At 73.0% G+C, this 24,972-nt stretch carries 26 protein-coding genes; 13 read left to right on the top strand and 13 right to left on the bottom strand.

What is annotated here, in order from left to right; all coding sequences use genetic code 11:
* The first annotated feature begins 185 nt into the window (after nt 1-185).
* Nucleotides 186-1,685, top strand: a complete 1,500-nt coding sequence (locus tag ACFU3E_RS36000; RefSeq protein WP_384168262.1) for a von Willebrand factor type A domain-containing protein — start codon at nt 186-188, stop codon at nt 1,683-1,685.
* Between the two features lie 97 nt (nt 1,686-1,782).
* Nucleotides 1,783-3,708, top strand: coding sequence for an AMP-dependent synthetase/ligase (locus ACFU3E_RS35995; protein ID WP_384168259.1), 1,926 nt, complete (start codon nt 1,783-1,785; stop codon nt 3,706-3,708).
* An 81-nt stretch (nt 3,709-3,789) separates the two neighbouring features.
* Here the strand turns inward: ACFU3E_RS35995 and ACFU3E_RS35990 are convergent, their stop codons facing one another.
* Nucleotides 3,790-4,185 (bottom strand): rodlin, encoded by a 396-nt coding sequence (locus tag ACFU3E_RS35990; RefSeq protein WP_365085893.1) that lies wholly within the window; start codon nt 4,183-4,185, stop codon nt 3,790-3,792.
* 244 nt (nt 4,186-4,429) lie between these two features.
* Between ACFU3E_RS35990 and ACFU3E_RS35985 the strand changes: the two genes are divergently transcribed.
* The 4 genes from ACFU3E_RS35985 to ACFU3E_RS35970 all read left to right on the top strand — a co-directional run bounded on the left by ACFU3E_RS35985 (nt 4,430) and on the right by ACFU3E_RS35970 (nt 7,785).
* Nucleotides 4,430-4,825 (top strand): rodlin, encoded by a 396-nt coding sequence (locus tag ACFU3E_RS35985; RefSeq protein WP_381441187.1) that lies wholly within the window; start codon nt 4,430-4,432, stop codon nt 4,823-4,825.
* 229 nt (nt 4,826-5,054) lie between these two features.
* The gene (locus ACFU3E_RS35980) at nt 5,055-5,282 is read left to right on the top strand and encodes a chaplin (protein ID WP_384168265.1); all 228 of its coding nucleotides are present in this window, start codon (nt 5,055-5,057) and stop codon (nt 5,280-5,282) included.
* Nucleotides 5,283-5,387: 105 nt separating this feature from the next.
* The gene (locus ACFU3E_RS35975; protein ID WP_384168254.1) at nt 5,388-6,191 is read left to right on the top strand and encodes a chaplin; all 804 of its coding nucleotides are present in this window, start codon (nt 5,388-5,390) and stop codon (nt 6,189-6,191) included.
* 277 nt (nt 6,192-6,468) lie between these two features.
* A complete protein-coding gene (locus tag ACFU3E_RS35970) occupies nt 6,469-7,785 on the top strand; it encodes a glycoside hydrolase family 26 protein (protein ID WP_384168251.1) in 1,317 nt (438 codons plus the stop codon).
* A gap of 38 nt (nt 7,786-7,823) precedes the next feature.
* Here the strand turns inward: ACFU3E_RS35970 and ACFU3E_RS35965 are convergent, their stop codons facing one another.
* From ACFU3E_RS35965 to ACFU3E_RS35930, 8 genes are all read right to left on the bottom strand, one after another.
* Nucleotides 7,824-8,924, bottom strand: coding sequence for a GNAT family N-acetyltransferase (locus tag ACFU3E_RS35965; protein ID WP_384168248.1), 1,101 nt, complete (start codon nt 8,922-8,924; stop codon nt 7,824-7,826).
* Nucleotides 8,921-9,571, bottom strand: coding sequence for a lipopolysaccharide biosynthesis protein (locus tag ACFU3E_RS35960; RefSeq protein ID WP_384168245.1), 651 nt, complete (start codon nt 9,569-9,571; stop codon nt 8,921-8,923). The genes ACFU3E_RS35965 and ACFU3E_RS35960 overlap by 4 nt, the downstream gene beginning before the upstream one ends.
* Nucleotides 9,568-10,719 carry a glycosyltransferase gene (locus ACFU3E_RS35955; RefSeq protein ID WP_384168242.1) on the bottom strand — a complete coding sequence of 384 codons (1,152 nt, stop codon included), beginning with the start codon at nt 10,717-10,719 and terminating at the stop codon, nt 9,568-9,570. Before ACFU3E_RS35955 ends, ACFU3E_RS35960 begins: the two co-directional genes overlap by 4 nt.
* Nucleotides 10,716-11,477: a polysaccharide deacetylase family protein gene (locus ACFU3E_RS35950; RefSeq protein WP_384168239.1), complete on the bottom strand. Its 762-nt coding sequence runs from the start codon at nt 11,475-11,477 to the stop codon at nt 10,716-10,718. Before ACFU3E_RS35950 ends, ACFU3E_RS35955 begins: the two co-directional genes overlap by 4 nt.
* The gene (gene murJ, locus ACFU3E_RS35945; protein ID WP_384168236.1) at nt 11,461-13,203 is read right to left on the bottom strand and encodes a murein biosynthesis integral membrane protein MurJ; all 1,743 of its coding nucleotides are present in this window, start codon (nt 13,201-13,203) and stop codon (nt 11,461-11,463) included. The genes ACFU3E_RS35950 and murJ overlap by 17 nt, the downstream gene beginning before the upstream one ends.
* Nucleotides 13,204-13,472: 269 nt before the next feature.
* Nucleotides 13,473-14,816: an O-antigen ligase family protein gene (locus ACFU3E_RS35940; protein WP_384168233.1), complete on the bottom strand. Its 1,344-nt coding sequence runs from the start codon at nt 14,814-14,816 to the stop codon at nt 13,473-13,475.
* A gap of 6 nt (nt 14,817-14,822) precedes the next feature.
* Nucleotides 14,823-16,247: an exopolysaccharide biosynthesis polyprenyl glycosylphosphotransferase gene (locus ACFU3E_RS35935; RefSeq protein ID WP_384168230.1), complete on the bottom strand. Its 1,425-nt coding sequence runs from the start codon at nt 16,245-16,247 to the stop codon at nt 14,823-14,825.
* The gene (locus ACFU3E_RS35930; RefSeq protein ID WP_384168227.1) at nt 16,244-17,407 is read right to left on the bottom strand and encodes a glycosyltransferase; all 1,164 of its coding nucleotides are present in this window, start codon (nt 17,405-17,407) and stop codon (nt 16,244-16,246) included. The genes ACFU3E_RS35935 and ACFU3E_RS35930 overlap by 4 nt, the downstream gene beginning before the upstream one ends.
* A 408-nt stretch (nt 17,408-17,815) precedes the next feature.
* Here ACFU3E_RS35930 and chpG point away from each other — a divergent pair, with 408 nt between their 5' ends.
* The 7 genes from chpG to ACFU3E_RS35895 all read left to right on the top strand — a co-directional run bounded on the left by chpG (nt 17,816) and on the right by ACFU3E_RS35895 (nt 22,083).
* Nucleotides 17,816-18,055, top strand: coding sequence for a chaplin ChpG (gene chpG / locus ACFU3E_RS35925; RefSeq protein WP_030838293.1), 240 nt, complete (start codon nt 17,816-17,818; stop codon nt 18,053-18,055).
* A 246-nt stretch (nt 18,056-18,301) separates the two neighbouring features.
* Nucleotides 18,302-18,931, top strand: coding sequence for a hypothetical protein (locus ACFU3E_RS35920; protein WP_384168224.1), 630 nt, complete (start codon nt 18,302-18,304; stop codon nt 18,929-18,931).
* Between the two features lie 171 nt (nt 18,932-19,102).
* Nucleotides 19,103-19,387, top strand: a complete 285-nt coding sequence (locus tag ACFU3E_RS35915) for a hypothetical protein (RefSeq protein WP_384168221.1) — start codon at nt 19,103-19,105, stop codon at nt 19,385-19,387.
* Nucleotides 19,384-19,989, top strand: coding sequence for a vitamin K epoxide reductase family protein (locus tag ACFU3E_RS35910; protein WP_384168218.1), 606 nt, complete (start codon nt 19,384-19,386; stop codon nt 19,987-19,989). Before ACFU3E_RS35915 ends, ACFU3E_RS35910 begins: the two co-directional genes overlap by 4 nt.
* A 136-nt stretch (nt 19,990-20,125) precedes the next feature.
* Nucleotides 20,126-20,638, top strand: a complete 513-nt coding sequence (locus ACFU3E_RS35905; RefSeq protein WP_384168215.1) for a hypothetical protein — start codon at nt 20,126-20,128, stop codon at nt 20,636-20,638.
* A gap of 106 nt (nt 20,639-20,744) precedes the next feature.
* Nucleotides 20,745-21,233, top strand: a complete 489-nt coding sequence (locus ACFU3E_RS35900; RefSeq protein ID WP_384168212.1) for a tyrosinase family oxidase copper chaperone — start codon at nt 20,745-20,747, stop codon at nt 21,231-21,233.
* A complete protein-coding gene (locus ACFU3E_RS35895; RefSeq protein ID WP_384168209.1) occupies nt 21,217-22,083 on the top strand; it encodes a tyrosinase family protein in 867 nt (288 codons plus the stop codon). The genes ACFU3E_RS35900 and ACFU3E_RS35895 overlap by 17 nt, the downstream gene beginning before the upstream one ends.
* Before the next feature lie 88 nt (nt 22,084-22,171).
* Here ACFU3E_RS35895 and ACFU3E_RS35890 read toward each other — a convergent pair whose 3' ends face one another.
* From ACFU3E_RS35890 to ACFU3E_RS35875, 4 genes are all read right to left on the bottom strand, one after another.
* Nucleotides 22,172-22,453: a chaplin gene (locus tag ACFU3E_RS35890; protein ID WP_384168206.1), complete on the bottom strand. Its 282-nt coding sequence runs from the start codon at nt 22,451-22,453 to the stop codon at nt 22,172-22,174.
* A 164-nt stretch (nt 22,454-22,617) separates the two neighbouring features.
* A complete protein-coding gene (locus ACFU3E_RS35885) occupies nt 22,618-23,577 on the bottom strand; it encodes a D-2-hydroxyacid dehydrogenase family protein (protein WP_384168203.1) in 960 nt (319 codons plus the stop codon).
* Between the two features lie 417 nt (nt 23,578-23,994).
* Entirely contained in the window at nt 23,995-24,414 is a 420-nt protein-coding gene (locus ACFU3E_RS35880; RefSeq protein WP_384168200.1) for an SHOCT domain-containing protein, read from the bottom strand.
* A 112-nt stretch (nt 24,415-24,526) separates the two neighbouring features.
* Nucleotides 24,527-24,874 carry a carboxymuconolactone decarboxylase family protein gene (locus ACFU3E_RS35875; RefSeq protein ID WP_384168197.1) on the bottom strand — a complete coding sequence of 116 codons (348 nt, stop codon included), beginning with the start codon at nt 24,872-24,874 and terminating at the stop codon, nt 24,527-24,529.
* Between the last annotated feature and the right edge of the window lie 98 nt (nt 24,875-24,972).

Below are 24,972 nucleotides of genomic sequence, written 5' to 3'. Positions count from 1 at the left end.
CGTCGCGACGGGCGAACGTTGCCTGCCGCGGCACTAGGTCAACGGAGGATCACCCACCGGTCTCGAAAGGCCGCCGCCGTGGCCGCTTCGAGACACTTCCGCAACCCCCCGTACCGCACGTTCGGGCCCCCTGCACCGTCACAGTCGCAAGAAGCCGACGCCAACGGATGCAGGGGGTACGGACGATGGAACGGTTCCGGACACGAACGGCGCTGCTCGCTCTCACGGCCGCGAGCAGCCTGCTGCTCACCGCGTGCAGCGGGGGAGCTGCCTCCGGCGAGGGCAGCAAGGCCGCCGACCGTCACGACTACAGCGCGGGCCAGCCCGCACCCGCCCAGAGCCGGGGCGCCGAGGAGCGGGACGACCGCCGGGAAGACCCCGACCACCTCTCCACCTTCGCCCTGGATGTCGACACCGCCTCCTACGACTACGCCCGCCGCGCCCTCGCCGACGGCCGGCTGCCCGACCCGTCGACCGTCCGCCCCGAGGAGTTCGTCAACAGCTTCCGCCAGGACTACGACCGCCCCGACGGCGACGGCTTCTCGGTCACCGTCGACGGCGCCCGCACCGACGACGAGAACTGGTCCCTGGTCCGCGTCGGTCTCGCCACCCGCACCACGCAGCGCACCGGCGAACGCCCGCCCGCCGCCCTCACCTTCGTCATCGACGTCTCGGGCTCCATGGCCGAACCGGGCCGCCTGGACCTCGCCCAGGAGTCCCTCTCCGTGATGACGGACCGGCTGCGTGACGAGGACTCGGTCGCGCTCGTCACCTTCAGCGACGAGGCCGAGACCGTCCTGCCCATGACCCGCCTCGACGGCAATCGCGACGAGATCCAGGAGGCCATCTCCGACCTGGACACCCAGGACTCCACCAACCTCGGCGCCGGTGTCGAGACCGGCTACGAGACCGCCGTCGAGGGACTGCGCAAGGGCGCCACCAACCGTGTCGTCCTCGTCTCCGACGCCCTCGCCAACACCGGCGACACCGACGCGGACACCATCCTGGAGCGCATCGCCGGCGAACGCCGCGAGCACGGCATCACCCTCTTCGGCGTCGGCGTCGGCAGCGACTACGGAGACGCCCTCATGGAAGACCTCGCCGACAAGGGCGACGGCCACACCGTCTACGTGTCCGGCTCCGGCGAGGCCCGCAAGGTCTTCTGCGAGCAGCTCCCGCGCAACATCGACCTCACCGCCCGCGACGCCAAGGTCCAGGTCGCCTTCGACCCCGGGACGGTCGAGGAGTTCCGCCTCGTCGGCTACGACAACCGCCGGGTCGCCGACGAGGACTTCCGCGACGACCGCGTCGACGGCGGCGAGGTCGGCCCCGGCCACACCGTCACCGCCCTGTACGCCGTCCGCACCGAGCCCGGCGCCGAGGGCCACCTCGCCACCGCCACCGTCCGCTGGCTCGACCCCGGCACCCGCGACCCGCACGAGGAGACCGGCGACCTGGAGACCGACTCCCTCGACGACTCCGTCTGGAGCGCGAACCGCGGCCTGCGGACCGCCGCCACCGCCGCCTACTTCGCCGACGCCCTCCGCAGAGTGGACTCCGACCTGCCCGACGCCCCGCGGCTCGACGAACTCGCCGGCCATGCCGACGACTTGGCCGACCACACCGAGAGCGAGGAGATCCGCCGGCTCGCCGAGGCGATCGAGACCGCGCACCGCCTGATGTGACCCCCGGCTCATTGACCTACGCTTACTTATGGGTAAGTTGACTCCGGAGTAAGTAAGTGTGGCAGCACGTCAGCCTCATCCGCGACCGGGAGCCGTCATGGGCGTACGCAAGGATCTGCAACAGGCGAAGCAGCGCACCGACCTGGCGATCCGCACGAAGGCAGAAACCGTCAGGGACGAGCGGGGCGTCGTCCGCGAGGCCCGCACGGCTCCCCTCGCGCGGCGCCCGACGACCGGCAGCATCGCCGACATCCCGTACGCCAACGCGGCCGAGGCTCCCGACGCGGTGGTGCTGCGCCGCGAACGGCACGGCAGCTGGCAGCCCGTCACGGCGGCGGCCTTCGCCCGCGAAGTCACCGCCGTGGCCAAGGGCCTGATCGCGGCCGGTCTCGAACCGGGCGGCCGCGTCGCGGTGATGTCCCGCACCCGCTACGAGTGGACGGTCCTGGACTTCGCGATCTGGTCCGCCGGCGGCCAGACCGTCCCGATCTACGCCACCTCCTCCGCCGGCCAGGTGGAGTGGATCGTCCGCGACTCGGGCGTCCGGTACGTCGTCACCGAGACCGCCGACAACTCCGGCACGGTCGAGACCGGCACGGCCGCCCACCCCACGCCTCCGCGGGTCTGGCAACTGGACGGCGGCGCCCTCGACGATCTCACCGCCCTCGGCCGGGACGTCCCCGACGAGGAGGTCACCAAGCGCCGCACCGCCCTGACCCCCGGAACCACCGCGACCCTCTGCTACACCTCCGGCACCACCGGCCGTCCCAAGGGCTGTGTCCTCACCCACGCCAACCTGCACGCCGAGGCCGCCAACACCGTCGAGCTCCTGCACCCCCTGTTCAAGGAGGTCACCGGCGAGACCGCCTCGACCCTGCTGTTCCTGCCGCTCGCGCACATCCTCGGACGCACGCTCCAGATCGCCTGTCTGATGGCCCGCATCGAGATCGGTCACTGCCCGAGCATCAAGCCCGACGAACTCCGCCCGGCCCTCAGGGCATTCCGCCCGACGTTCCTGGTAGGCGTCCCGTACCTCTTCGAGAAGATCCACGACACCGGCCGCGCCACCGCCGAGAAACTCGGCCGCGGCTCCTCCTTCGACCGCGCCCGCCGCATCGCCGTCCGCTTCGGCGAGGCGCACATGAACAAGTTCCTCGGGAAGGGCAAGGGGCCCGGCCCGGGCCTCTACGCCGCCTGGGCCCTGTACGACCTGCTGGTCTACCGCCGCATCCGCAAGGAACTCGGCGGCCGCGTGCGCTACGCCATCAGCGGCGGCGGCCCTCTCGACCGCGAGCTCAACCTCTTCTTCTACGCCGCCGGCATCCTGATCTACGAGGGCTACGGCCTCACCGAGACCACCGCCGCCGCCACCATCGTCCCGCCCCTGGACCCCCGCCCCGGCACGGTCGGCCTGCCGGTCCCCGGCACCGCCGTCCGTATCGCCGACGACGGCGAGGTCCTCATCAGGGGCGGCATCGTCTTCGGCGCCTACTGGAACAACCCGGCCGCGACCGGGGAGACGCTGGACGACGGCTGGTTCGCCACCGGCGACCTCGGCTCCCTCGACGAGGACGGCTACCTCACCATCACCGGCCGCAAGAAGGACATCCTCGTCACCACCGGCGGCAAGAACGTCTCCCCGGCCGTCCTGGAGGACCGCCTGCGCAGCCGCCCGCCCGTCGGCCAGTGCCTCGTCGTCGGCGACAACCGCCCCTACGTCGCCGCCCTCATCACCCTGGACCCCGAGGCCCTCGCCCACTGGCTCGCGGTCCGCAAACTGCCCTCCGGCACCCCGCTGTCGGAGCTCGTCCGCGACGAACGCCTGCGCGCCGACGTGCAGAAGGCCGTGGACCACGCCAACGAGGCCGTCTCGCGCGCCGAGTCGATCCGCGCCTTCAGCCTCGTCGAGGGCGAGTTCACCGAGGAGAACGGGCTGCTGACCCCGTCCCTGAAGGTCAAGCGGCAGGCGGCGACGGCCGCGTACGCCGAGCAGATCGAGGCGCTGTACGCGACCAGGCACTGACTCGGGGCACTCGCCGGGACACACGAAGGGGGCGGGGCACCGAGCAATCGCCCGGTGCCCCGCCCCCTTCGGCGCCGTGCGTCAGCCGCTGTTCGCCGACAGGATCGACACGTCCTCCAGCAGGTGCGCCAGCGCGCCGTCGCGCTTGGCGTTGGTGGAGTTCTCCGCACACTGCTGCTGCTGGTGGTCCGACAGGATCGGGATGTCCTGGATCGGGATACCGATGAGCGCGCCGACCCCGATGGGCAGGTCGTTCACGGCGATGCACGGCTTGTTGAACGAGCCCTGGATCAGCGCCATCTGCGGGCTCATGTTGCCGTACGTCGACGAGTTGCCGAAGCTCTGCATCGCCCCGTTGCCGTTCACGGCCGTCGGACCGCTGTCGTCGCCGACAGCCAGCGCCTGCGGGGCCGCGGCAGCGGAGGCTCCCATGACGGAAGCGGCGATCGCCGCGGTGGCAATAACCTTCTTGATCACTGACCAGTCCTTTCTGAGGAAACCCCGTCCTCCGGAGCGTTCTGGTCAACTGCGCGGGCGGTGCATGGTTTCTCCTCATCACTCTGTCAGCCCACGCCAGGACAGTTTGTGTGTTCTTCGTTCGCGGTGATTATCAGGGGTTTTGAGCACTGCGGGCCAACCGGGTGAACACCCGCAACCAATCCTCCGGAGCCGTGTTGATGAGGCCGTAGGACATGCGTCGCTACGAGGAAAGGAACGCGAAGTGCTCAAGAAGGCAATGGTCGCCGCGGCGGCCGCCGCCTCAGTCATCGGAATGTCGGTGGCGGCAGCTCCCCAGGCTCTTGCCGTCGGGGACGACTCCGGACCGTCCGTCGCCAACGGCAACGGCGCCTCGTCGTCGTTCGGCAACTCGGCGACCAAGGGCGACATGAGCCCTCAGCTCTCGCTGGTCGACGGCACGCTCAACAAGCCCTGTCTCGCCGTTCAGGACCTCGACGTCGGCGTCGCCGCCCTCATCGGTGTGGTGGTCCAGGACATCCCGGTTCTGTCGGACCACGTCCAGCAGCAGTGCGCGGACAACTCCACCAACGCCAAGCGGGACGGTGCGCTCAACCACATCCTGGAGGACCTGTCGGTCCTCTCGGCGAACGGCGACTGAGCCGTACCGTACGCAGCCCGGGCGGCCCGCTGTATTCACGGCGGGCCGCCCGGCCGTACCTGTCCACTTTTCGTGGGTCATTCGAGTGAATTACCCCACCCCGTAGGTTGTTCAGTTTCTTCGGCTGTCAATTCCTCGTTTGCAGGCTGCAGGTCATGGTGCGAGCCGTACAAGCTGCTCGCTCGGTTTCGGCCGTCAAAGGGGCATGACCGCAGAGAAGGGAAAGTTCATGAAGAAGAGCGCTGCTGTCGTCGCGGGCGCGATCATGGCTCTGGGCATGGCCAGCCCGGCCATCGCCGACTCGGGGGCCCAGGGTGCCGCCGTCGGTTCCCCGGGTGTCCTCTCCGGCAATGTGATCCAGATTCCCGTGCACATCCCGATCAACGTGTGCGGCAACACCGTGAACGTCATCGCCGCCCTGAACCCGGCGTTCGGCAACGAGTGCGAGAACGACTGACGCGGAACGCACGAGCAGCATCGGCTGCGATCCGGCCGGCCCTGGGACAGCACCGTTCGTTCCGGGGCCGGTTTTCCCACTTCTACCAGCAGGAAGACAACGAGATTGCGACAGACCCTGAGCAGGGGAATGGTCGCGGCAGCGGCGGCGACGGGCATCCTGTCCCTGTGCGGCGGCGCCGCGCTCGCCGACACGTCGGCCGACGGTGTCACCAAGGGCTCGCCGGGCGCCGCGTCCGGCAACGCCGTCCAGGCCCCGGTCGAGGTGCCGGTGAACGCCTGTGGCAACACCGTCGACGTGATCGCCGCGCTCAACCCGGCCTTCGGCAACTCCTGTGCCGGCAAGGCGGACACCCACGGTGGTCACGGCGACCGCGGCCACGGGCGCGACCGTGACGGCTCCTCCGGCCCTTCCGGGCCCGGCGACGGCCACGATGCGTTCCCCGGAGGCGGCGAGGACTGGTCCTACGGAAACGGCGAGGACCCGCCCCACGGTGACGACGAGGACAGGTCCCGTGGTGACGACGACCGGTCCTACGGCGACGGTGGCTATGGGCACGGCGACGGTGGCTACGGTCGTGACGACGGTGGCTACGGTCGTGACGACGGCGGCTACGGGTACGGCGACACCCCGCCGGTCAAACCCCCGCACACGCCCCCGACGAAACCCCCGCACACCCCGCCGGCCAAACCCCCGCACACACCCCCGCCGGGCGGTCACCAGTCGACGCCTCCAGGGACGCCCCCGGGCGACCACCACACGCCCCCGCCCCCCGGTGGCCAGGAGCAGCCGCCCAGTCTCCCCGAAACCGGCGCCGAGGCCCTGCTCGGTGCCGCGGCCACCAGTGCCGCACTGATCGCGAGCGGTGCCGTGCTGTACCGGCGAGGCCGGGCCGCCTCCCACCGCTGACAGAGCGGGTGCCGGTCGCGAGCGCCCGGCACCCGTGAGGCCTGTGGGATCAGCACGTGCGAACCGCCCCGCCACGGCCGGGCGAAGACGGCCGAGCACAGGCGCCCGCCTGTGTGTAGTTCTCCACCACGAACGTCCGGTCCCGCGATACGGGCATTCCTTCGAACCGGGTCACCGGTCCGGGGGAGCGGACCACTCGAAAGCCTCAGCCACGGTGGCGTGAATACGTCTCATATGACTGAGTGTCAGTAAGTGGAGGAGAACGAGAGGGGCGGCCATGGCCACACAGCAGCGACGCGCACGGTCCCGCCGGATGGCATTCGTCGCCGCGGCGGTCGCCGCGACGGCGGCGCTGACGTCCGGTCACACGGTCGTCGCGGGCGCGGGACCGGCGCGGTTCGCCGAACCGCCCGCACCGGTGCCCGCCGCCCCGCCGGCGGCGCCCGCCGTCCCGGCCGAGTCACCCGCACCGGCCACCACGGCACCCGGCACGGCATCCGCCGCGCCCTCGGCATCCGCCGCGCCCGCCGCACCTGCCGAAGACGTCCCGGCCTTCGGCGCCTACCTCGACTACGGCCCCCGCGGCGTGGCCCGGATGGCCCAGCTCAGCACCTGGCTCGGCGGTGCCGAGCTGCGCGTCGGGCACACCTACCTGCCGGGCGACCGCTGGAGCAACATCGAGGGGCTCCCCGGCTTCCTCGACGTGTGGGCGAACTGGCGGCGCGAGCGGGCCGACCGGTTGCTCGTCCTCAACGTGCCCATGATGGAGCGCAACGAGGAAGGCGTGCCGGATCACGAGGTACGCCGACTGCTGCGCGACGGCGCGTCCGGCCGGTTCGACCACCACTTCCGCAGACTCGCCGAGCGGCTGGTCGAGCTGGGGGTGCCGGACACCGTCCTGGTGCTCGGCTGGGAGATGAACGGCATCACCTACACCCACCGCTGCGGGCCGGACCCGGAGGCCTGGAAGCAGTACTGGAACAGGATCGTCACCACCATGCGCGCGGTGCCGGGCCAGAAGTTCCGGTTCGACTTCACCCCGAGCCGCGGCCAGGACGCCGTTCCCTGGACGCAGTGCTATCCGGGGGACGACACGGTCGACATCATCGGAATGGACGCGTACGACCAGCCGCGGGGAATGTCGTTCGACGAGCAGGTGAAGGAGCCCTACGGGCTCCAGCACCACGTGGAGTTCGCCAAAGCCCACGGCAAGGCCATCTCGTACCCGGAATGGGGACTCTTCCGCAACGGCGACAACCCCGAGTACATGAAGCGCATGCTCGCGTGGATGGACGAGCACAAACCGCTGTACCAGACGCTCACCGACTACTGCCCGCACGGTGTGTGGCAGTGCGACGACAACCCCCGGGCCTCCCAGATCTACCGGTCCCTCCTCTTCGGCCGCGACGACCGGCCGGACCCGGCCCCCACGACGCCGCTCCGGCCCCCGGCGCCCACCCCCACGCCGCAGCCGACCGCACCCGCCCCGGAGCGTCCGGCGAACTGCTCACCGCTGCGCCTCGGCGACTGGGTCGAGTACTGGATCGGCGGCAAGCTGTGCCTGCGCCTCGACTGGTGGTCGCGTACCAGGTAGCCCGGGGACGGGACGTCCGGCCGTCCGCGGGGTACCGGTCAGGGACCGCCGCCGCGGCCGGGCTCCCGCAGGCGCCGTAGCAGGTCCTTGCCCCGCCTCCGGGCGGCCGCGTCCCACAGCGCCGCCGTCAGCAGCGGCGCCGTGCGCCGCCGGGCCAGCAGCAGCCGCTGGTTCACCACCGTCCGCGGGCGCCAGTGGTGCTTGTACGGCTCGTTGCCGCGCAGCAGACTCAGCGTGGCGGGCGTGCCGTCCTTGGTGTGGGTGGCGGTCGAGTCGAGGAGCATCGCCGCCACGTCCGCCTTGCGCTCGCGCAGCCCCGGATGGGCGCCGTACAGATAGCCGCCCGCGAGCCGGGGCGAGAGCAGCGTCAGGTCCACGGCCACCACGTCGTCGTCGAGCCGGAACTCGGTGACCACCGCGTTCCCGGAACGCACCATCGGGCCGACCGACCGCACCAGATGCTCACGGAACCGCGTCCGCAGGTGCTCCGACGTCACCTTTCGGCCCTGCCACTGCAACCGGTGCAGCTCCAGCATCCGCAACAATGCCGTCTCCACCTCCACGGGGGAGACGACATGGCGCTGGATGCCGAGCTGGTCCAGCCTGCGGAGCTTGGCCCGCAGCCGCTGCTGGGTCTTCGACGGCAGCCGGGCGATCAGCTCGCCCATCGGCACGGCCGGCAGCTCCAGGCACACCGAGTCGTTCACCCGGCTGCGGGGCCCGGACCACCGCTCGTAGACCTGCTCGGCCGCGCCGCCCGGCCGCACCTCGCGCAGGTCGATCAGCGCGGCCCGGGCCGCGGCCGCGAGCGCGCCGGTGAGCGCGGCCAGCGCCCCCTCGCCGTGCTCGTCGTCCAGCAGCACGTCCCCGTAGTCGGAGATCGCCCCGCCGAGCGGAACCAGTACCGGGAGAAGACGCCGTACGCGCATCAGCGGCGCCGCCGCGACGAGTTCACCGCCGTGGCGCACCAGTACCAGCCGCAGCCGGCCGCGCCCGCCGTACGACCGCCACCACGAGTGCAGCCAGGCGTGGCTCTGGAACGGGGTGGCGGACGCGCACCGCCGGTGCAGCCGGTCCCATTCGGCGGCCAGGCCCGCGAAGGCCCGCTCGTCGGTGACCAGTTCCGCGGTGTAAGTCACAGCTGCCCGTGGGTGTCGGCGGCGACGGCCGGACCGGGCACGGCGGCGGGGCGCGCGGCGCGGTCGGTGGCCCGCCGCGGCCGGACCAGCAGCGCCAGCCCGCCCAGCAGACCGCCCGCGCTCGCACCGACCAGTCCCGTCACCCCCGCCGAGGCGGAGGACGGCTCGGTGGGCTTCACGGCCCGGGCGAACTGCTGGAGTTCGACGTGGGTGGACCGCTCGGTGTCGCCCGCGTGCCGGGTCAGTGCGCGGGCCACGGCGTTGGCCATGTCGGCGGCGAGGTCCGGGCGGGGGGAGGTGGCCGTGACCGCCACCATCGGCGCGTCCGGCGAGGTCGCCGTCCGGACGCTCTCCCGCAGCGTCCTCACGGGCACGCCCGCCCACACCTGGGCGTCGCCGAGCACCGCGAGCTGGGGAGCGACCCGGCCGTAGGCCTGGGCGAAACCGAGGGCGGTGGCGGTGTCGGACTTCTCCGTCGGCACGGCGACGACATAGCTGGTCGCCGTGTAGGCCGGCGTCCTGACCAGGCCGTACGTGCTGCCGAGCAGACCGCCTGCCACCACCCCGGCCGCGAGCAGGGACCAGGGGGGCAGGGCTCTGGTGAGGGCGGTGACCGGGCGGTGCTGCCCTTTGGGGGTGTCGGTCATGAGGTGCGGGCTTCCTGGGGGGAGGGGGACAGAGGACGGGAGACCGCGGCGGCGTACACGTCCATGAGCCGGGCGGCGCTCCGGGTGATGCAGTAGTGGCGGGCGGCCTCGGGGGCCGTGCGCGGTGCGGGGCCCTGCCGCCGTACGTCCGTCACGGCGCCGGCGTAGACGTCGGGGCCGCCGGTGACGCGCCGGGCGGCGGGCGCGGCGGACGGCGGCAGGTCTTCCAGCGCCGGGCAGGAGGCGTAGAGCACCGGCAGGCCGGACGCCAGGGCCTCCACGATCGCCAGGCCGAAGGCCTCCTCCGGGGACGGTGAGGCGAGGACGTCCATCGCGCACGTCAGCGACGGCAGGTCGGGGCCGGGCGTGCCATCCGGGACGCAGGGGCGCTCGCCGGTGAACAGCACGCGGTCGGCGACCCCGGCCGCGCGGGCGGTGCGGCGCAGCACGTCCTCCTCCGGGCCGCCGCCCACCAGCAGCAGCCAGTGGTCGCCGGGCAGGTGCGCCAGCGCCCGGACGAGCACCCCGAAGCGCTTGCCGGGCGTGAGGCGGCCGACGGCGCCGATGACGTAGGCGTCGTCCGGCAGGCCGAGCCGGCGGCGGGTGTCGTGGCGGCGGGCCGCGTCGAAGCGGAAGCGGGCCACGTCGACGCCGTTGGGTACGACCTCGATCCGCGGCCCGGGCACGCCCCAGCGCCGCAGCCGCTCGGCGACCGTGGGGGACACGGCGACCGTGGTACGGCCGAGCCGCTCGCCCGCCAAATACAGGGCGCGCACCCCGGCGTTCAGCGGGCGGCCCTCCATCTGCGAGTCGCCGAGGGAGTGCTCGGTGGCGACGACCGCCCGGACCCCCGCGAGGCGCGCGGCGAGGCGGCCGTAGAGGCAGGCCCGGTAGAGATGGGTGTGCACGAGCTGGTAGCCGCCCGAGCGGATGACCCGCACCAGGCGGGGCAGTGCGGACAGGTCGCGGTTGCCGGCCATGCCGAGGTCGAGGACCCGCACCCCGTCGGCGGCCAGCCCGGCGGCCACCGTGCCCGGGTTCGTCAGGGTCACCACGTCGCAGTCCAGGGGCAGATGCCGCAGCAGCAGCCGCAGTTGCTGCTCGGCCCCGCCCACACCGAGGCCGGTGATGATGTGCAGGGCCTTCACCGCGGCTCCTCGACGGGTCGGCGGCGCAGCCGGTGCAGCCGGTACTTCAGGAACAGCCGTACGGCGGTGTCGTTCTGGCCGATGTGCACCCGGGGCAGGGCGTGCGGGCCGCCGAGCGGGCCGGGGTCGATGGCGCAGGCGTAGGCGTAACCGGCCGCCCGTACGGCGTCGACGGCCCGCTGGTCGAGCGTGCCGTACGGGTAGCAGAAACCGGCGGGTGCGGCGCCCGTCAGCTCCGCGAGAACGGTCCTGCTGCCCTCGGCCTCCGACTTCAGGGTGACGTCGTCCGCCTCGGTCAGGTCGACGTGCGTGAGGCCGTGCGAGCCGATCTCGACGCCCTGGGCCGCGGCCTGCCGGACGCCGTCGGCGGTCAGCAGCCGCTTACGCGGGCCCAGCGGGTCCCAGGCGTTGTCGCCGCCGAGCCGGCCAGGCAGCACGAACAGGGTCGCGCCGCAGTCGTGCCGGCGCAGGACGGGCAGGGCCTCGGAGACGAAGTCGGCGTAGCCGTCGTCGAAGGTCAGCCCGACCAGGTCACGGCCCTCGCCCCGGGCCCGGGCGGCGAGCAGCTCGGCCATGGACACGCCCCGCAGTCCGCGCCGCCGGAACCAGCCGAGCTGCCGGTCCAGCCGCTCGGGCGTGACCGTGATGCGGTAGGGGTCGTCCGTGGCGTCGCCGACGGAGTGGTACATCGCCACGAACAGGGCCGGACCGGGTCTGGTGCGGGTGCGGATGTCCGGGGAGTCAACGGGAGCGGCCATGAGGGAGCCTTCGTGAGACGGAACGGAGGGATGCCAGCGCGGTGACGCAGCCCTGGTCGCCCAGGGCCCGGCCGAGCAGGAGGAAGACGGCGGCGATGGTGAGCCCACCGGCGAGGAGGGAGGGGACGGGAGTGCCGGCCTGGCTCGCGGCCCATGCGCCGGCGGGTGTCGCGACGGCCGCTGCGCCCATCGGCCTGCTCAGCTCGGCCAGTACGCGCGGGGTGCGGACCGGGATGCTGCGCGGGCCCATGCCGGCCAGCAGCAGGGCGGCCGTGACGGTGATGCCGGCGGCGTTGGCGGCGGCGATGCCCATGACGCCCCAGGGGCCCACCGCTCCGGCGCCGATCCCGGCGGTGACGGCGAGACCCACGGCCATCGCGCCGAGCGGGTACCAGGTGACGCGTCCCGCCGAGAAGTACGAGCGGATCAGGGCGCCGACCAGGGTGTGCGCGAGCAGCCCGAGGGCGTACACACGCATCACCCGGACCGTCGCTGCCGTGTCCTCACCGGTGAACGCGCCGCGCTGGAAGAGCAGTTCGACGATCTGCGGGGCGCAGGCCACGACGACGGACGCCCCGGCCAGCACCATGCACGCGGCCAGGGCCAGATCCCGCTCCACCCGGCTGCGGGCCCGCTCGGTGTCCCCGTCGGCCAGGGCGCGCGCGACCACCGGGAAGGTGACCGTGCACAGCATCAGCGACAGGGTCATGGGGATCTGGGCGATCTTCTGCGCGTAGTTCAGGTGCGAGATGGCACCGGACGGCAGGGTGGAGCCGAGGAACCGCTCGATCAGCACCTGGGACTGCCGGCACAGCGCGAACAGCAGTACGGCGGCGAGCAGAGCGACCCCCATGGGACGGCCGCCACTCTCCGCGCCGTTGGATTCGGCCACCGGCCGGGCCCGCAGCAGGCGTCCCAGCACGGGCAGTTGCGCGACGACCATCAGACAGCCGCCGATCGCCACCCCGGCCGCCGCCGCGCGCACGCCCCACCGCGCGCCCAGGACGAGGACGGTGGTGATGATGCCGGTGTTGTAGGCGACGTAGATGGCCGCCGGGGCGAGGAACCGGCGGTGTGCGCGCAGGGCCGCGCTGCAGTACCCGGCGAGGCCGAACGTCAGTACGCAGGTGGCGGTGATCCGGGTGCAGTCCACGGCGAGCGCGGGGTCGGGCAGGCCCGGGGCCAGGACGCGCACGACCTGCGGGGCGAAGGCGGCCAGCAGGGCGGCGACGGCTGCGAAGGCCAGCGCCAGCCGGGGCAGCGTACTGGCGACCAGCGTGCGGACCGGGTCGCCGGGGGCGCCCTGCGCACGCCGGGCCAGGGCCATGCTGAACGCCGGGATCAGCGCGATGGCCAGCCCGTCCTCGATGAGCAGCGTGGCGGCGAACTCCGGCACGGTCCACGCGACGAGGAACGCGTCCGTCGCACTCCCCGCCCCGAACATCCGCGCCAGCGACTGATCCCGTACGAGTCCGAGCAGGGCCCCGGCGAAGGAGAGGACGGCGGTGAGAAGAGTGGCCCGGGCGAGGAACCCACGGGTGGCGGGGGCGTCCGCGGGGCGGGGGAGGGCCGAAGCCGCTGGGGTGGCAGCCTCAGCGGCGGCAGAGGCTGGGGAGGAGGAGGGGGACGAAGCCCCGGAGGCGTCGAGCCGTACACCCTCCCCGTCGACCGGCCCGCCCGCACCAGCCGCGCCGACGGCACTCGAAGCCGACGGGACGGCCGACACCCCGTCGCCGGCCGAAGCCCGCGGAACGACCGGGGGCTCGTTCGTGGTCGTGGTCCGGCACGGGGGCGTCTCGCCCGCCGTCCCGGCCCGGTCGACGGCCAGGGGCTCGCACGGAGTCGTGGCCCGTGGGAGAGCCGGGGGCTCGTACGGAGTCGTGGCCCGTGGGAGAGCCGGGGGCTCGTTCGGAGCCGCTGCCCGTGGGACGGCCGGAGGCGTGGCTCGGGGGACCGTCGTTCCTCCGCCCGGGTTCGTGTGTTCAGGCGTCACCGTCATCGTGCCGGTGCCTCCTTCGCCGCTCCCTGCGTGGTCGACCCGGGCCGGTCACGGCCGGTCGTCCCCGGGGTGGGCGTGGCTGCCAGGCCCCACCACGCCGTCAGCCCGAAGCACATCGCCGTCAGGACGGTCGACGGGCCGCCGATGTCGGCGTAGGCGAAGTCCGTCAGCTGCCACACGAGCAGGCCACAGGCGACCAGGCCGCAGTCGAGCCCCGGTGCGGAGGCCCGCCGGGTCCGCCACACGGCGCGCACCGCGTACAGCAGCAGGGCCAGCCAGCTGCCCGCCAGTGCCAGCAGCCCGGTCAGCCCCTGCTCGGCCAGGATGAGCAGGTACATGTTGTGGGGGGAGAGCAGCGGCTGCTTGCGGAAGGCCGCACCCGCACCCTCCGTGTCGCTGCCCGCCGAGAGAGCCAGTGAGGCGTGCGAGTCCCGGTGTTCGGGGAAGCCCTTCAGACCCACCCCGGTCAGCGGGTGCTCGCGCCACATCCCCGTCGCCGCCGCCCACATGGTGTACCGGTCGGTGACCGACTGGTCGGGCGTGTCGGCGACCTGCGTGATGCTGCCGATCCGCTCCTGCAGCATCGCCGTACCGACCCCGAAGCCACCCACCAGGACCACGCTCACCGCGGCCACCACGGCCCCGGCCGCGAGCGCCCGCCGCACCCCGCCCAGCAGGAGCAGCACCGCGCACGTCACCGCCGTGGCGATCCACGCCCCGCGGCTGAACGACAGCGCGAGCGGCGGCAGCAGCACCAGTGCGCAGGCGAGGGCGACGACCCGCTGCCGCACCGGCGCACTGCCCAGCGCCAGCCCCACCGCGCACACCAGCCCGAGGGAGACGACCGTGGCCATTCCCATCACGTCCTGCGCCCCGAACGTGCCCACGGCCCGCACCGGCCGGCCCTGGTACGAGGCACCGGTCCCGGTCGCGTACTGGTGCACGCCGACCGCCCCCTGCCACACCGCAAGACCCACGAACGACCAGGCCAGCAGCCGGAAGTCACCCCGGTCCCGGACCAGCAGCAGCACGGCGGCCGGGACCAGCACGAAGACCTGGAGATAGCGGCCGAGGCCGGTGAGCCCCTCGCCCGGCGACACCGCCCCCATGGCGGCGACGGCGACGCCGAGGACCGGAAGTCCCAGCACCACGGCGGCCGTACGGGACAGCGGACGCCGCCGCTCCCGCACGAGACGGACCGCGCAGAACAGCACGACCAGCGCGGACACCGCGTCGGCCGGCCCGGCACCGCCCTCGCCGCCCGGCCCCAGCGGCAGGGCGAGCAGCACCACGACGGCCAGCAGCGCGAGGACGGGCGCTTGGGCCCCGACCCGGGTCATCCGCGCTCAGCTCCCCGTCGGACGCACGAGCGCGGCCGCCGTACGCAGCATGATGCAGACGTCCTGCCACAGCGACCAGTCGTCGATGTACGCGTTGTCGAACCGGGCCCGGTCCTCGATCGAGGTGTCCCCGCGCAGCCCGTGCACCTGGGCGAGACCGGTGATGCCGGTCCGAACCCGGTGGCGGGCGGCGTAGCCCGGGTAGGTCTGGCCGAACTTCCCGACGAAGTACGGGCGTTCCGGCCGCGGCCCGACCAGGCTCATGTCGCCGCGCAGGACGTTCCACAACTGGAGCAGCTCGTCCAGGGAGGTGCGGCGCAGGAAGCGGCAGAACCACGGCATCTGGCGTTCGTTCGCCACGCTCCAGCGGGTCGCCGACTCGTGCGCGTCGACCGGGCGGTGGGTGCGGAACTTCAGCAGCGTGAAGGGCCGTCCGTCCTGGCCGATCCGCTCCTGACGGAAGACGATCCCCGGCCCGTCGATCATCCGTACCGCCACCGCGCACAGCAGCAGCATCGGGCTGACCAGGAGGAGCAGCGCCCCCGACACCACGACGTCCAGGGCCCGCTTGCCCGCCCTGCCGCGCTGCCCCGTCCCGAGATCCAGGCGGCGGCAGGAGAACCCTGCGAGCCGGTCCCCGGCCCGGTACGACGGCACGTCCGGGTCGACCTCCCACACCGTGCAGCCCGACTCGGCCAGCGCCCGCAGCAACGGCCCCTGCCCGGCCCGCACGGACGGGCGCACGGCCAGCACCTCGCGCACCCCGTTCTGGATGAGCGCCCGCTGGACCTCCTCGCCCGTGGTCAGCACGGGCAGCCCCCCGCTGCCGTCCGGCTCGTCGGCGACGACGCCCACCGGCCGTACCCCGTCCCGCGGATGACGCAGCACGGCCGCGGCCACCCGCTGCGCGGTCGCGGCGGGCCCGACCACCAGCGCGGCCTGCGGCCGGTGCAGCAGCTCGGCGCGTCGGCAGGCGTGCACCGCACCCCGCCCGGCGCAGCTCACCGCGGTCTGGAGCAGGAAGCCGGCGAGCAGGGTCGAAGCGGAGAGCACGTGCTGCGGGGCGCAGGCCGCCGCGAACGCGGCGAGCGCCAGCCAGGCCACCGCGACCCGGCCGCTCACGGCGGGCAGTTCGTCCAGCACGGCCGGCACGCGCCCCGGCCGGGGTGGGCGCAGCAGCAGCGAGGCGGTCACCAGGACCGCCAGCAGCATCGGGTGGCGCTGGGCACCGGACAGCGCCAGCCCGCCCAGCACCGCGGCGGTGCCGTCCGCGGCGAGCAGCGGCAGCGGCGACACCGGCCGTGCCGGGGGCCGCCGGTCGGGGAAGCGGAAGCCCGCTGCGGCGCCGCGCGGCGGCAGGACCGACACGGTCGGGAATCCGGGATCCCGTGGCTGCCCGGCGGGGGTGGGAACGGTGCTTTCCGCGGTCACGAGGCGACAGACTCCCTGCGCTCGGTGGACACGACGTGCGCGTCCAGGAGTTCGCGGTACACGTCCGCGACCGCCTGAGCCGTGCGGCGCACGTCGTGCGTGGACAGGACGTGCCGACGCCCCCGGTCGCCGAGCGCGGTGCGCAGCGGCGGGTCCAGCAGCAGCCCGGCGACGGCCGCGGCCAGTGCCGCCGGGGCCAGGGCGGGGACCAGGCAATGCGGCACGAGGGCCGGCGGCAGGCTCTCCCGGGCGCCGCCGACGTCGGTCACCACCACCGGCCGCCCACACGCCATGGCCTCCAGCGGGGCCAGCGCCATGCCCTCCCACCGCGACGGCAGGACGACCAGATCCGCCGCCTGGTACCAGGGCACGACATCGTCGACGGCCCCCGGGAACAGCACCGAGGCGGGGGCCAGGGCCCGCAGCCGGCCGTGGTCCGGCCCGTCGCCGACCAGCGCCAGCCGCGCCCCGGGCACCCGCCGCAGCACGGACTCCCACGCCGTCAGCAGGACGTCCTGCCCCTTCTGGCGGCACAGCCTCCCCACGCACACCACGAGCGGCCCGTGCGGATCACCGTCCGGCAGCAGTTCCGCCCGTACGGCGTCCGCGTCGGCCGGGCGGAAGCGCTCGGTGTCGATCCCGTTGGGGACGACGCTCCACCGCCCCCGGACCCCGGCCTGCGCCCCGAGCCGGCGCTCCGCCTCGCTCACGCACACCACCCGAGCCGCCCACCGGGCCCCGCACCGCTCCCAGCCGCGCGCGAGGGCCGCGGTGACGCCGCCCACCGCCTCGAACGACCAGGCGTGCGGCTGGAACACGGTCGGGATCCGCCCCCGTACGGCGAGCCGCCCGGCCAGCCCGGCCTTCGCGCTGTGCGTGTGCACCAGGGAGGGCCGTACGTCCTCGACGACCCGGGCGAGCCGACGTGCCTCGTCCGCGAGCGACGGCCCCGGCGCACGCGTCGCCGCCCAGCGCCGTACGTCCGCGCCGAGCGCCGTGAGCCGGGCCGCGAGGGGGCTGTCGGGGCAGGCGACCGTGACGTGCAGGCCCGCCGCGAGCTGCGCCCCGGCCAGGTCCGTCACGACGCGGGCGACCCCGCCGTCCACGGGTTGCGTGACGTGGAGGACCCGTGATGGAGGGTCGGTCGGTGACAGGTGCATGCGCGGTCTTCCTCGCTCACGGATAGCGCTCGGGACGGCGGGAACGCGCCTGAACAGCCGGGTGCCGACGACAGCGCCGAAGTGCGCGCCCGGCGCACGCCGCGTCCCGCTGGGAAACGAGCCGGACGGCCACCTGGTCACCACTGCACCGGAGGGCTTCGCGGACCGTGGTGTCCTCCCTCGTCCCTGAGTGCGATGTGCGTGCGGTATGGGGTGCGTTGAGTGGTTTGTGACTCTAGTCGCTACCCGCACATTTCATTCAAATCCGGGCGTGAGTGTCGGAACGGTGAAGGCGGCCCTCCCGGTGAGATCACTCCTTTGGCGGCACAACTCGCGTGCACGCCACGCGTTGACACAGCGCCGGGCATCCGCCCGGATGTTTGTGTCAACTCCAAGGAGCACCTCTCCATGTCGCGTATCGCGAAGGGCCTGGTCCTGACCTCCGCTGCCGCTGCCGCCGTCGCGGGCAGCACCGGCATCGCCGCCGCCGACAGCGGCGCGCAGGCCGCCGCCGCCCACTCCCCGGGCGTGCTGTCCGGCAACGTCGTCCAGGTTCCGCTGCACATCCCGGTCAACGTCTGCGGCAACACGGTCGACATCATCGGCCTGCTGAACCCGGCGTTCGGCAACGAGTGCGAGAACGACTGACGTCGTTGCGAAACCCTGACCGGCCGTTCTCCTGTGGGACCACACGGGAGAGCGGCCGGTTCGCGTTGCCCCGAACGGGGGCGGGTGAGCGGCCCGGCGGACGGGGCACGCGCACGCCGCCTCACCAGGGGGGACGCCGCGGGCCCGGGGATGCGGTGCTGACCTGGGGCGTTTCCTCGGTTGCGGAGCGTTCCGGCCGCTCGCACGGTGGGCACAAGATCCGACGCACCACCGAAAGGAACCCCCATGCGTCTGCCCGCACGGCGAATCGCGACGTCCGCGCTCTGCGCCACGCTGCTGCTCGGGGCCACCGGGCCCGCGGCCGTGGCCGCCGACAGCGCAGCGGCCCCGGAGCACACCCGCGCGGCGTCCCGGGCTCCCGTCCCCGACGCGGACGAACTGCTCGGCCAGGTCAAGGGCCTGGGCGGCCTCGGCGGCGTCCTCGTCCCGGTCACCGATCTGCTGACCGCCGTGCTCGAGGCGGACAACGGCCAGCTGCCGCCCTCCCAGGCGGCCAAGCTCGGCACCTCCGTGCAGGACGCCATCGGCCACGCGACCGAGGCGGCCCCGGCGACCACGACCGCGCCGGGCGCCACGCCCCCGAACAGCCCCCTGCCGCAGGCCAGCACGCTGCCCACGCCCGTCGAGGACCGCGCCGAGCTGCCCGGAGGCCTCGCGGCCGAGGCCCTGACCGCCCTGCAGAAGTCGACCGACGGGCTGCTCAAGGCCGTCACCTCCGGTGACGCCGCCCAGGTCACCCCGGCGGTCGACGGCGTCGTGGCCGGGCTCGTGAACGCCGTCGCCGCGACGCTGGCCGGCAGCGAACTGCCCGCCCCCGACCTGGCCGGCCTGCCCTCCCTGCCGAAGGCCCCCTGAGGCCCCTCCCGCACACACCGGTCGTCGTGCCGGCCGCCCCGACCGGCACGACTTCTGTTTCAGCGACTCATATGAGGTTCTGGCGACGGGGTTTCCGCTCCGCACAGGCATCGTTAGGCACGGCGTCCGAATTCCCGCCGGTGACATCAGTCGCCGAAGAAAGGATTCACGATGAAGTCCCTGAAGGCCGCCGCCGTCGTTGCCGGTTCCCTCGTCGTCGCCGGTGCCGCCGCACCCGCGCACGCCGCCTACGACCCCGACAACGTGACCCCCACCAGCCTCAACGGCGCCGTCAACGCGCTCACCAGGGAGCCCATCGACCCGATGCCGCTCAAGCACCAGTCCCACGCGCTCGACACCGAGAACGAGGACTCGGTGCTCAGCACCGTCAAGCAGGCGACCACCCGGCTCAACTCCAACGGCGGGCTCCTCGGCGGTCTTCCGCTGCCGAAGTGACCCCACCCGGGCACGCCCGGGGGCGCACGGCGGGCACCGGCCGGGCGTTCGCCCTGCTGCTCGTCGTCACGGGAGCGGCCGGGCTGCTGGCGTCCTGGATCATCACCCTCGACAAGTTCAGGCTGCTCGAGGACCCGGACTTCACGCCCGGCTGCAGCCTGAACCCGGTGGTGTCCTGCGGCAGCGTCCTGGAGAGCGACCAGGCCGAGGTCTTCGGGTTCCCCAACCCCATGCTGGGACTGGTCGCCTACGCCGTCGTGATCTGCGTCGGCCTGAGCCTGCTGGCCGGTGCCCGATTCCCCCGCTGGTACTGGCTGGCCTTCGACGCCGGATGCCTCTTCGGCGTGGGGTTCGTGACGTGGCTGCAGTTCGAGTCGCTGTACCGGATCAACGCGCTGTGCCTGTGGTGCTGTCTGGCGTGGGCCGCGACGATCCCCCTGTTCTGGTACGTGACGTCGTTCGCCGTACGCCGGCGGTTCCTGCCCGCGCCCGGGGCGGTGCGCCGCTTCCTCGGCGAGTTCACCTGGGTACTGCCGGTGGTGCACCTCGGCGTCGTCGGCATGCTGATCCTGACGCGCTGGTGGGACTTCTGGACGCGCTGACGGACAGCCGTCGCACGGCGCGGCGGTCCGTCGTATTACTGCGGCAGTCGGGGGAATTGTGCGCTGGTGCGGTTCCCCGGCTCGTTACTCGGTACGCACGCTGAGCCCCCGACACGCGAAAGGGACCGTACTCCAGATGAAGTCGACCACCCGAGGAACCCTCGCCGCAGTGATCACGTGTGTGGCGGCCGGCGCCGCCGCCGCGACCCCCGCCGCCGCGGTCGGCACGGTCCCCGTCCCCGTGCCGCTGGGCGGCGCCGAGAAGGCACTCGGCGTGGAGCTGCCCGAGGCCACCGGGCAGCTCCCCGTGCCGGTGCCGGGCTCGCCCGAGGGACCCCGCTACGTCGAGGGCCGGCTCATCCCCGAGCGCGCCGTCCCGCAGCTGCCCGTCCACGGCGGCCTGCCCGGAGCCGACCTGCGGGCGCCGCTGCCGCACATCCTCGGCACCGGTTTCGACCACGTCGGCGTCGACGCCCCCGCCTCCGACCTGCGGACGCTGGCCCCGGGCCTCTCCGTCGACGCCCCGCTCACCTCGCCCAACGCCGACGGCTTCGGCCTGCCCCAGGCGAAGCTCCCGCAGGCGGGCGTGCTGACCCCGCTGGTGCAGACGGTTCCCGCGGCTGACCTGGGCGTCGGCCCCGGCCTGTAGGACGTCCGGCCGTACCGGGTGTTCTCGTGTGGCCCTCGCGGTGGTGACCGCGGGGGCCTTCGCGCTGTTACCGCTACGACAACCCGAGCGGAACGAGGAGCACGACATGGTCGTAGGCGTCGGCGGAGTACCGGTGGGAACGGCGGGAGACGGGGAGGCCAGAGGCACCCGGCGGGGTGTGCTGCGCGGCCTGGTGGCCGCGGCGGCCGGCGCCGCGCTCGCCCCCGTCGCCGTGGCGGCCTGGCCCGAGGAGTCCGGCGGCAAGAACACGGACGTGCGGGCCGACGACGGCATGTTCGAGGAGATCTACCGAGGCCGCCGCATCCGCGGTGTCCCGGTTCCGGCCCCGTCGCAGGAGCAGGCGGCTGTCGGAGACGTGGCGTGGCACGTCACCGTCGACGGCCGGCCGCTGCATCTGATGCGCCGCGCGGACGGCAGCTGGCTGAGCATGGTCGACCACTACCGCTCCTACCCCACCCCCCTGGCGGCGACCCGCGCGGCGGTCGACGAACTGGGCCCGGGGCAGCGCCTGCGCGACCTGCCCGGCCACGGCCCGGGGCATCTGGAGGGGGGAGCCCATGGCGTACACGCGTAAGGACGTCAGCACCCTGACGCGCACCGAGAAGCGCCGCTTCGTGACAGCGATGCTGGAGGTGAAACGGCGCGGCGAATACGACGAGTTCGTCCGGACGCACATCGAGTACTACACCTCCGACGGCGAGGACGGCCTGCGCACGGCCCACATGGCGCCCTCCTTCCTGCCCTGGCACCGGCAGTTCCTGCTGGACCTGGAGAAGGCGCTGCGCCGGGTCGACGCGTCGGTGTCGGTGCCGTACTGGGACTGGACTCGCGACCGCACGACCACGTCCGCGCCCTGGACCGCGGACCTCCTCGGCGGCACCGGGCGGCGCTCCGACCGCCGGGTGATGACCGGGCCGTTCGCCTACGCCGAGGGCAACTGGACCATCAAGGAGGGCATCACCGACGAGGAGTACCTCACCCGGGACCTCGGCCGCGCCCGCGACCCGATCCGGCTGCCCACCAAGGCCGAACTGGAGCAGGCCCTCAAGGACCCGGTCTACGACGCCTCCCCCTGGGACTCGACGGCCCGCAAGGGCTTCCGCAACAAGCTGGAGGGGTGGGGGAGCGGGCGGGGCAGTGCCTCCTGGCAGAACCACAACCGGGTGCACCGCTGGGTCGGCGGGGCCATGGTCGGCGGCGCCTCCGTCAACGACCCGGTGTTCTGGATGCACCACGCCTTCGTCGACCTGGTGTGGTCCCGCTGGCAGCGCCGGCACCGCGAGCACCGCTATCTGCCGGCGAAGCCGCCCGGGCCGTCCAGCGCGCAGTACCGGCGGATCGTGGCGCGGCACGAGAAACTGCCGCCGTGGAACGTGACGCCCGATCAGCTGGAGGATCACGGGCGGATCTACCGGTACGGGTGACCGCCCGCCGGTTCACGCGGAGAGCCCCGGCGCTCGAGGTGCCGGGGCTCTCCGTGTGTGCACGGGTGTGCACGGGTGTCGCGTGCGATCAGTGGCCGTACCCGTAGCCACCCGGGTGACCCTTGTGGTCGTCCTTGTTCTCGCACTCGTTGCCGAACGCCGGGTTGAGCAGCCCGATGACATTGACGGTGTTGCCGCACAGGTTGACCGGGATGTGGACCGGAACCTGGACGACGTTGCCCGAGAGGACGCCCGGCGACCCGACGGCCTTGCCCTGGGCACCCGCGTCGGCCATGGCCAGGCCGGCCCCGCTGAGGACCACGGCACCCGTGCCGAGCGCGACGCCGGCTGCCTTCGCGATGCGAGACATCACGTTCTCCTTCTGACTCGGTGAGCACGACGGCAGGTGGCGCCGCCGTGCTCACCGTTCAACGCGCCCGTACACGGGTGGTCACGGCGATCATGGCCGGATCACCCGTCTTGGACAGGCACGCCCGCCATCAGGGCCCGCCTCCTGCGGGGTCGTCAGGCTCCTCAGGGGAGCCGCCGCACGGGAGCGCCGTCGAGGAACGCGCGGATGTCCTCTACGGCGTGGCCGTAGTACGTCGCGTAGTTGGCGTGGGAGACATAGCCGAGGTGCGGGGTGGCGAGGAGGCGGGGTGCCGTACGCACGGGATGGTCCGCGGGGAGCGGCTCGATGTCGAAGACGTCCACGCCGGCGCCGGCGATACGGCCCGCCCGCAGCGCTTCGAGGAGCGCGTCCTGGTCGACGATCGCCGCGCGGGAGGTGTTGATCAGGTAGGCGGTCGGCTTGAGGAGGGCGAGTTCGGCCGGGCCGAGCAGGCCACGGGTGCGGTCGCCGAGGGCCAGGTGGACGGACACGAAGTCACTGCTCGCGAGCAGCTCTTCTTTTGAGGGGGCGAGTTCCACGCCGGCCTCGTCGGCGCGCTCTCGGGTGAGATTCCGGCTCCAGGCGCTCACGTGCATGCCGAAGGCGAGCCCGACCTGGGCGACACGGCTGCCGATCTTCCCCAGCCCGAGCAACCCCAGACGCCGGCCGTGCAGATCGGCACCGACGGTGCTCTGCCAGGGGCCGCCGGAGCGCAGGGCGCTGCTCTCCTCGACGATGCCGCGGGCGAGGCCGAGCAGCAGGGCCCAGGTCAGTTCGACCGGCGGGGTGGAGGAACTGGCCGTGCCGCACACCGTGACGCCGTGCGCCTCGGCGGCCGCGTAGTCGATCACGGAGTTCCGCATGCCGGAGGCCACGATCAGTTTCAGCCGCGGCAACCGGGCGATCAGCGACCCGGGGAACGGCACGCGCTCGCGCAGGGTCACCACGATGTCGAAACCGGCCAGGGCGGCGACGAGGTCGTCCTCGCCGTCGAGGTGCCGGTCGAACGACACGACCTCCACGTCCTCCTCGACCACCGACCAGTCGGCGACCTCGGTCGCCACCTGCTGAAAGTCGTCCAGTACAGCGCATCGCAGCCGCACGTCGTGCCCCTTTCACGGCCGGGTCCGGTTCCGGGGACCATGATCGCGCGCGGGCGCACCGCACGGAAAGCCCTCCCAAGGGCTGACCAGCAAAAAGCCCTCCCGAACGGTGTCAGGGCCAGGGCCTCTCGTTCGGATCAACGGACAGACCCGGGTTTCGGTCTCCCCGGGGTGGTGGGTGCTCCGGAGCTACGGTGGCTGATGAGTGACCACCGTCCTCACTCGGAGCACGTGACCACCGTCCTCACTCGGAGCCGACTCCGGGCGCGTCGCCGACGGCTTGCGGGCGCCATGGCCGATGGTCACCCCGGGGCGGCGCGGGAGTCCGCCGCCACCAGGGCTGCGTAGGCTGTTCGCCGCCCCCGGGCTTGGGCAGCGCGGACTCTTCCCTCCTGACGTGGCCCGCGTTGCATGCGGCTACGAGTGGAGGACCTTCTCCTTGGCCCGGCGGAACTCCTCGTCGGAGATGTCGCCGCGGGCCCGGATGTCCGAGAGCTTGGCGAGTTGGTCCGCCTCGCTGGCCGGGCCGGTGGCGCCGACGGTCTCGCGGATGTAGCGGTCCGTCTCCTCCAGCCTGGCCCTGGTGTGCTCCTGCTCCCGCCTGCCCATGTCCTTGCCCCGGGCGATGACGTAGACGAAGACGCCCAGGAAGGGGAGGACGATCGTGAAGACCAGCCATCCCGTCTTGGCCCATCCGCTCATGGAGTCGTCCCGGAAGATGTCGAAGATGACGCGGAAGAGCAGGAAGATCCACATGACCCACAGGAAGATCCACATGACCGTCCAGAAGGCTCCGAGGACCGGGTAGTCGTAGGCCAGGTTCACGTAGCTGTCCATTGCTTCTCCCGTTCGGTGTCGTCCGTTTCGAGATTCCGGTGCGTGTGAGCAGGAGGGCCGACGGTCCCTTCCTGAGCCCTGCCGGGGCTCACGGCCACGGCAGGGCCGCTCGTCACTGCTCTTCCTCGGTGGGCAGTTCCAGCCCGAAGGCGTCGCCGATGGCGCGCGCGGCGGACACGACCCGGGCGCTGCCCACCACGGGGGCGATCGCCACGAGCGTTCCCTGGATCTTCTCCAGCGGCACGCCGGCTTCCGCGGCGGTACCGATGTTGAGCAGGTACGAGGGGGCGGAGGCATCCAGGGCCACCAGAGCCGCGATGCGTGCCAGGAGATACGTCTCCTGATCCAGCCCGGACCGCTCGAACGTGTCGAGCGTCATCTGGACGAGCGTCTCGAACACGGGCGCGTTCGCTTCGGCGAGGGCGGCGACGCCGCCCGCCCCGGTCTCTTCTGCAGCCATCTCGCGCTCCCATTTTCTGGTGGTTGGCGGCGTACGTCTTCAGGAGAGCCCCGGCGCACGCGGACCGCGTCACCCGGGGCGGGTGACCGGCCGGTCAC

Source organism: Streptomyces sp. NPDC057424 (genome assembly GCF_042803315.1).
Classification (GTDB): Bacteria; Actinomycetota; Actinomycetes; order Streptomycetales; family Streptomycetaceae; genus Streptomyces.
Note: the sequence above shows the minus strand (reverse complement) of the source record. Positions and strands in the feature narration are given on the sequence as shown.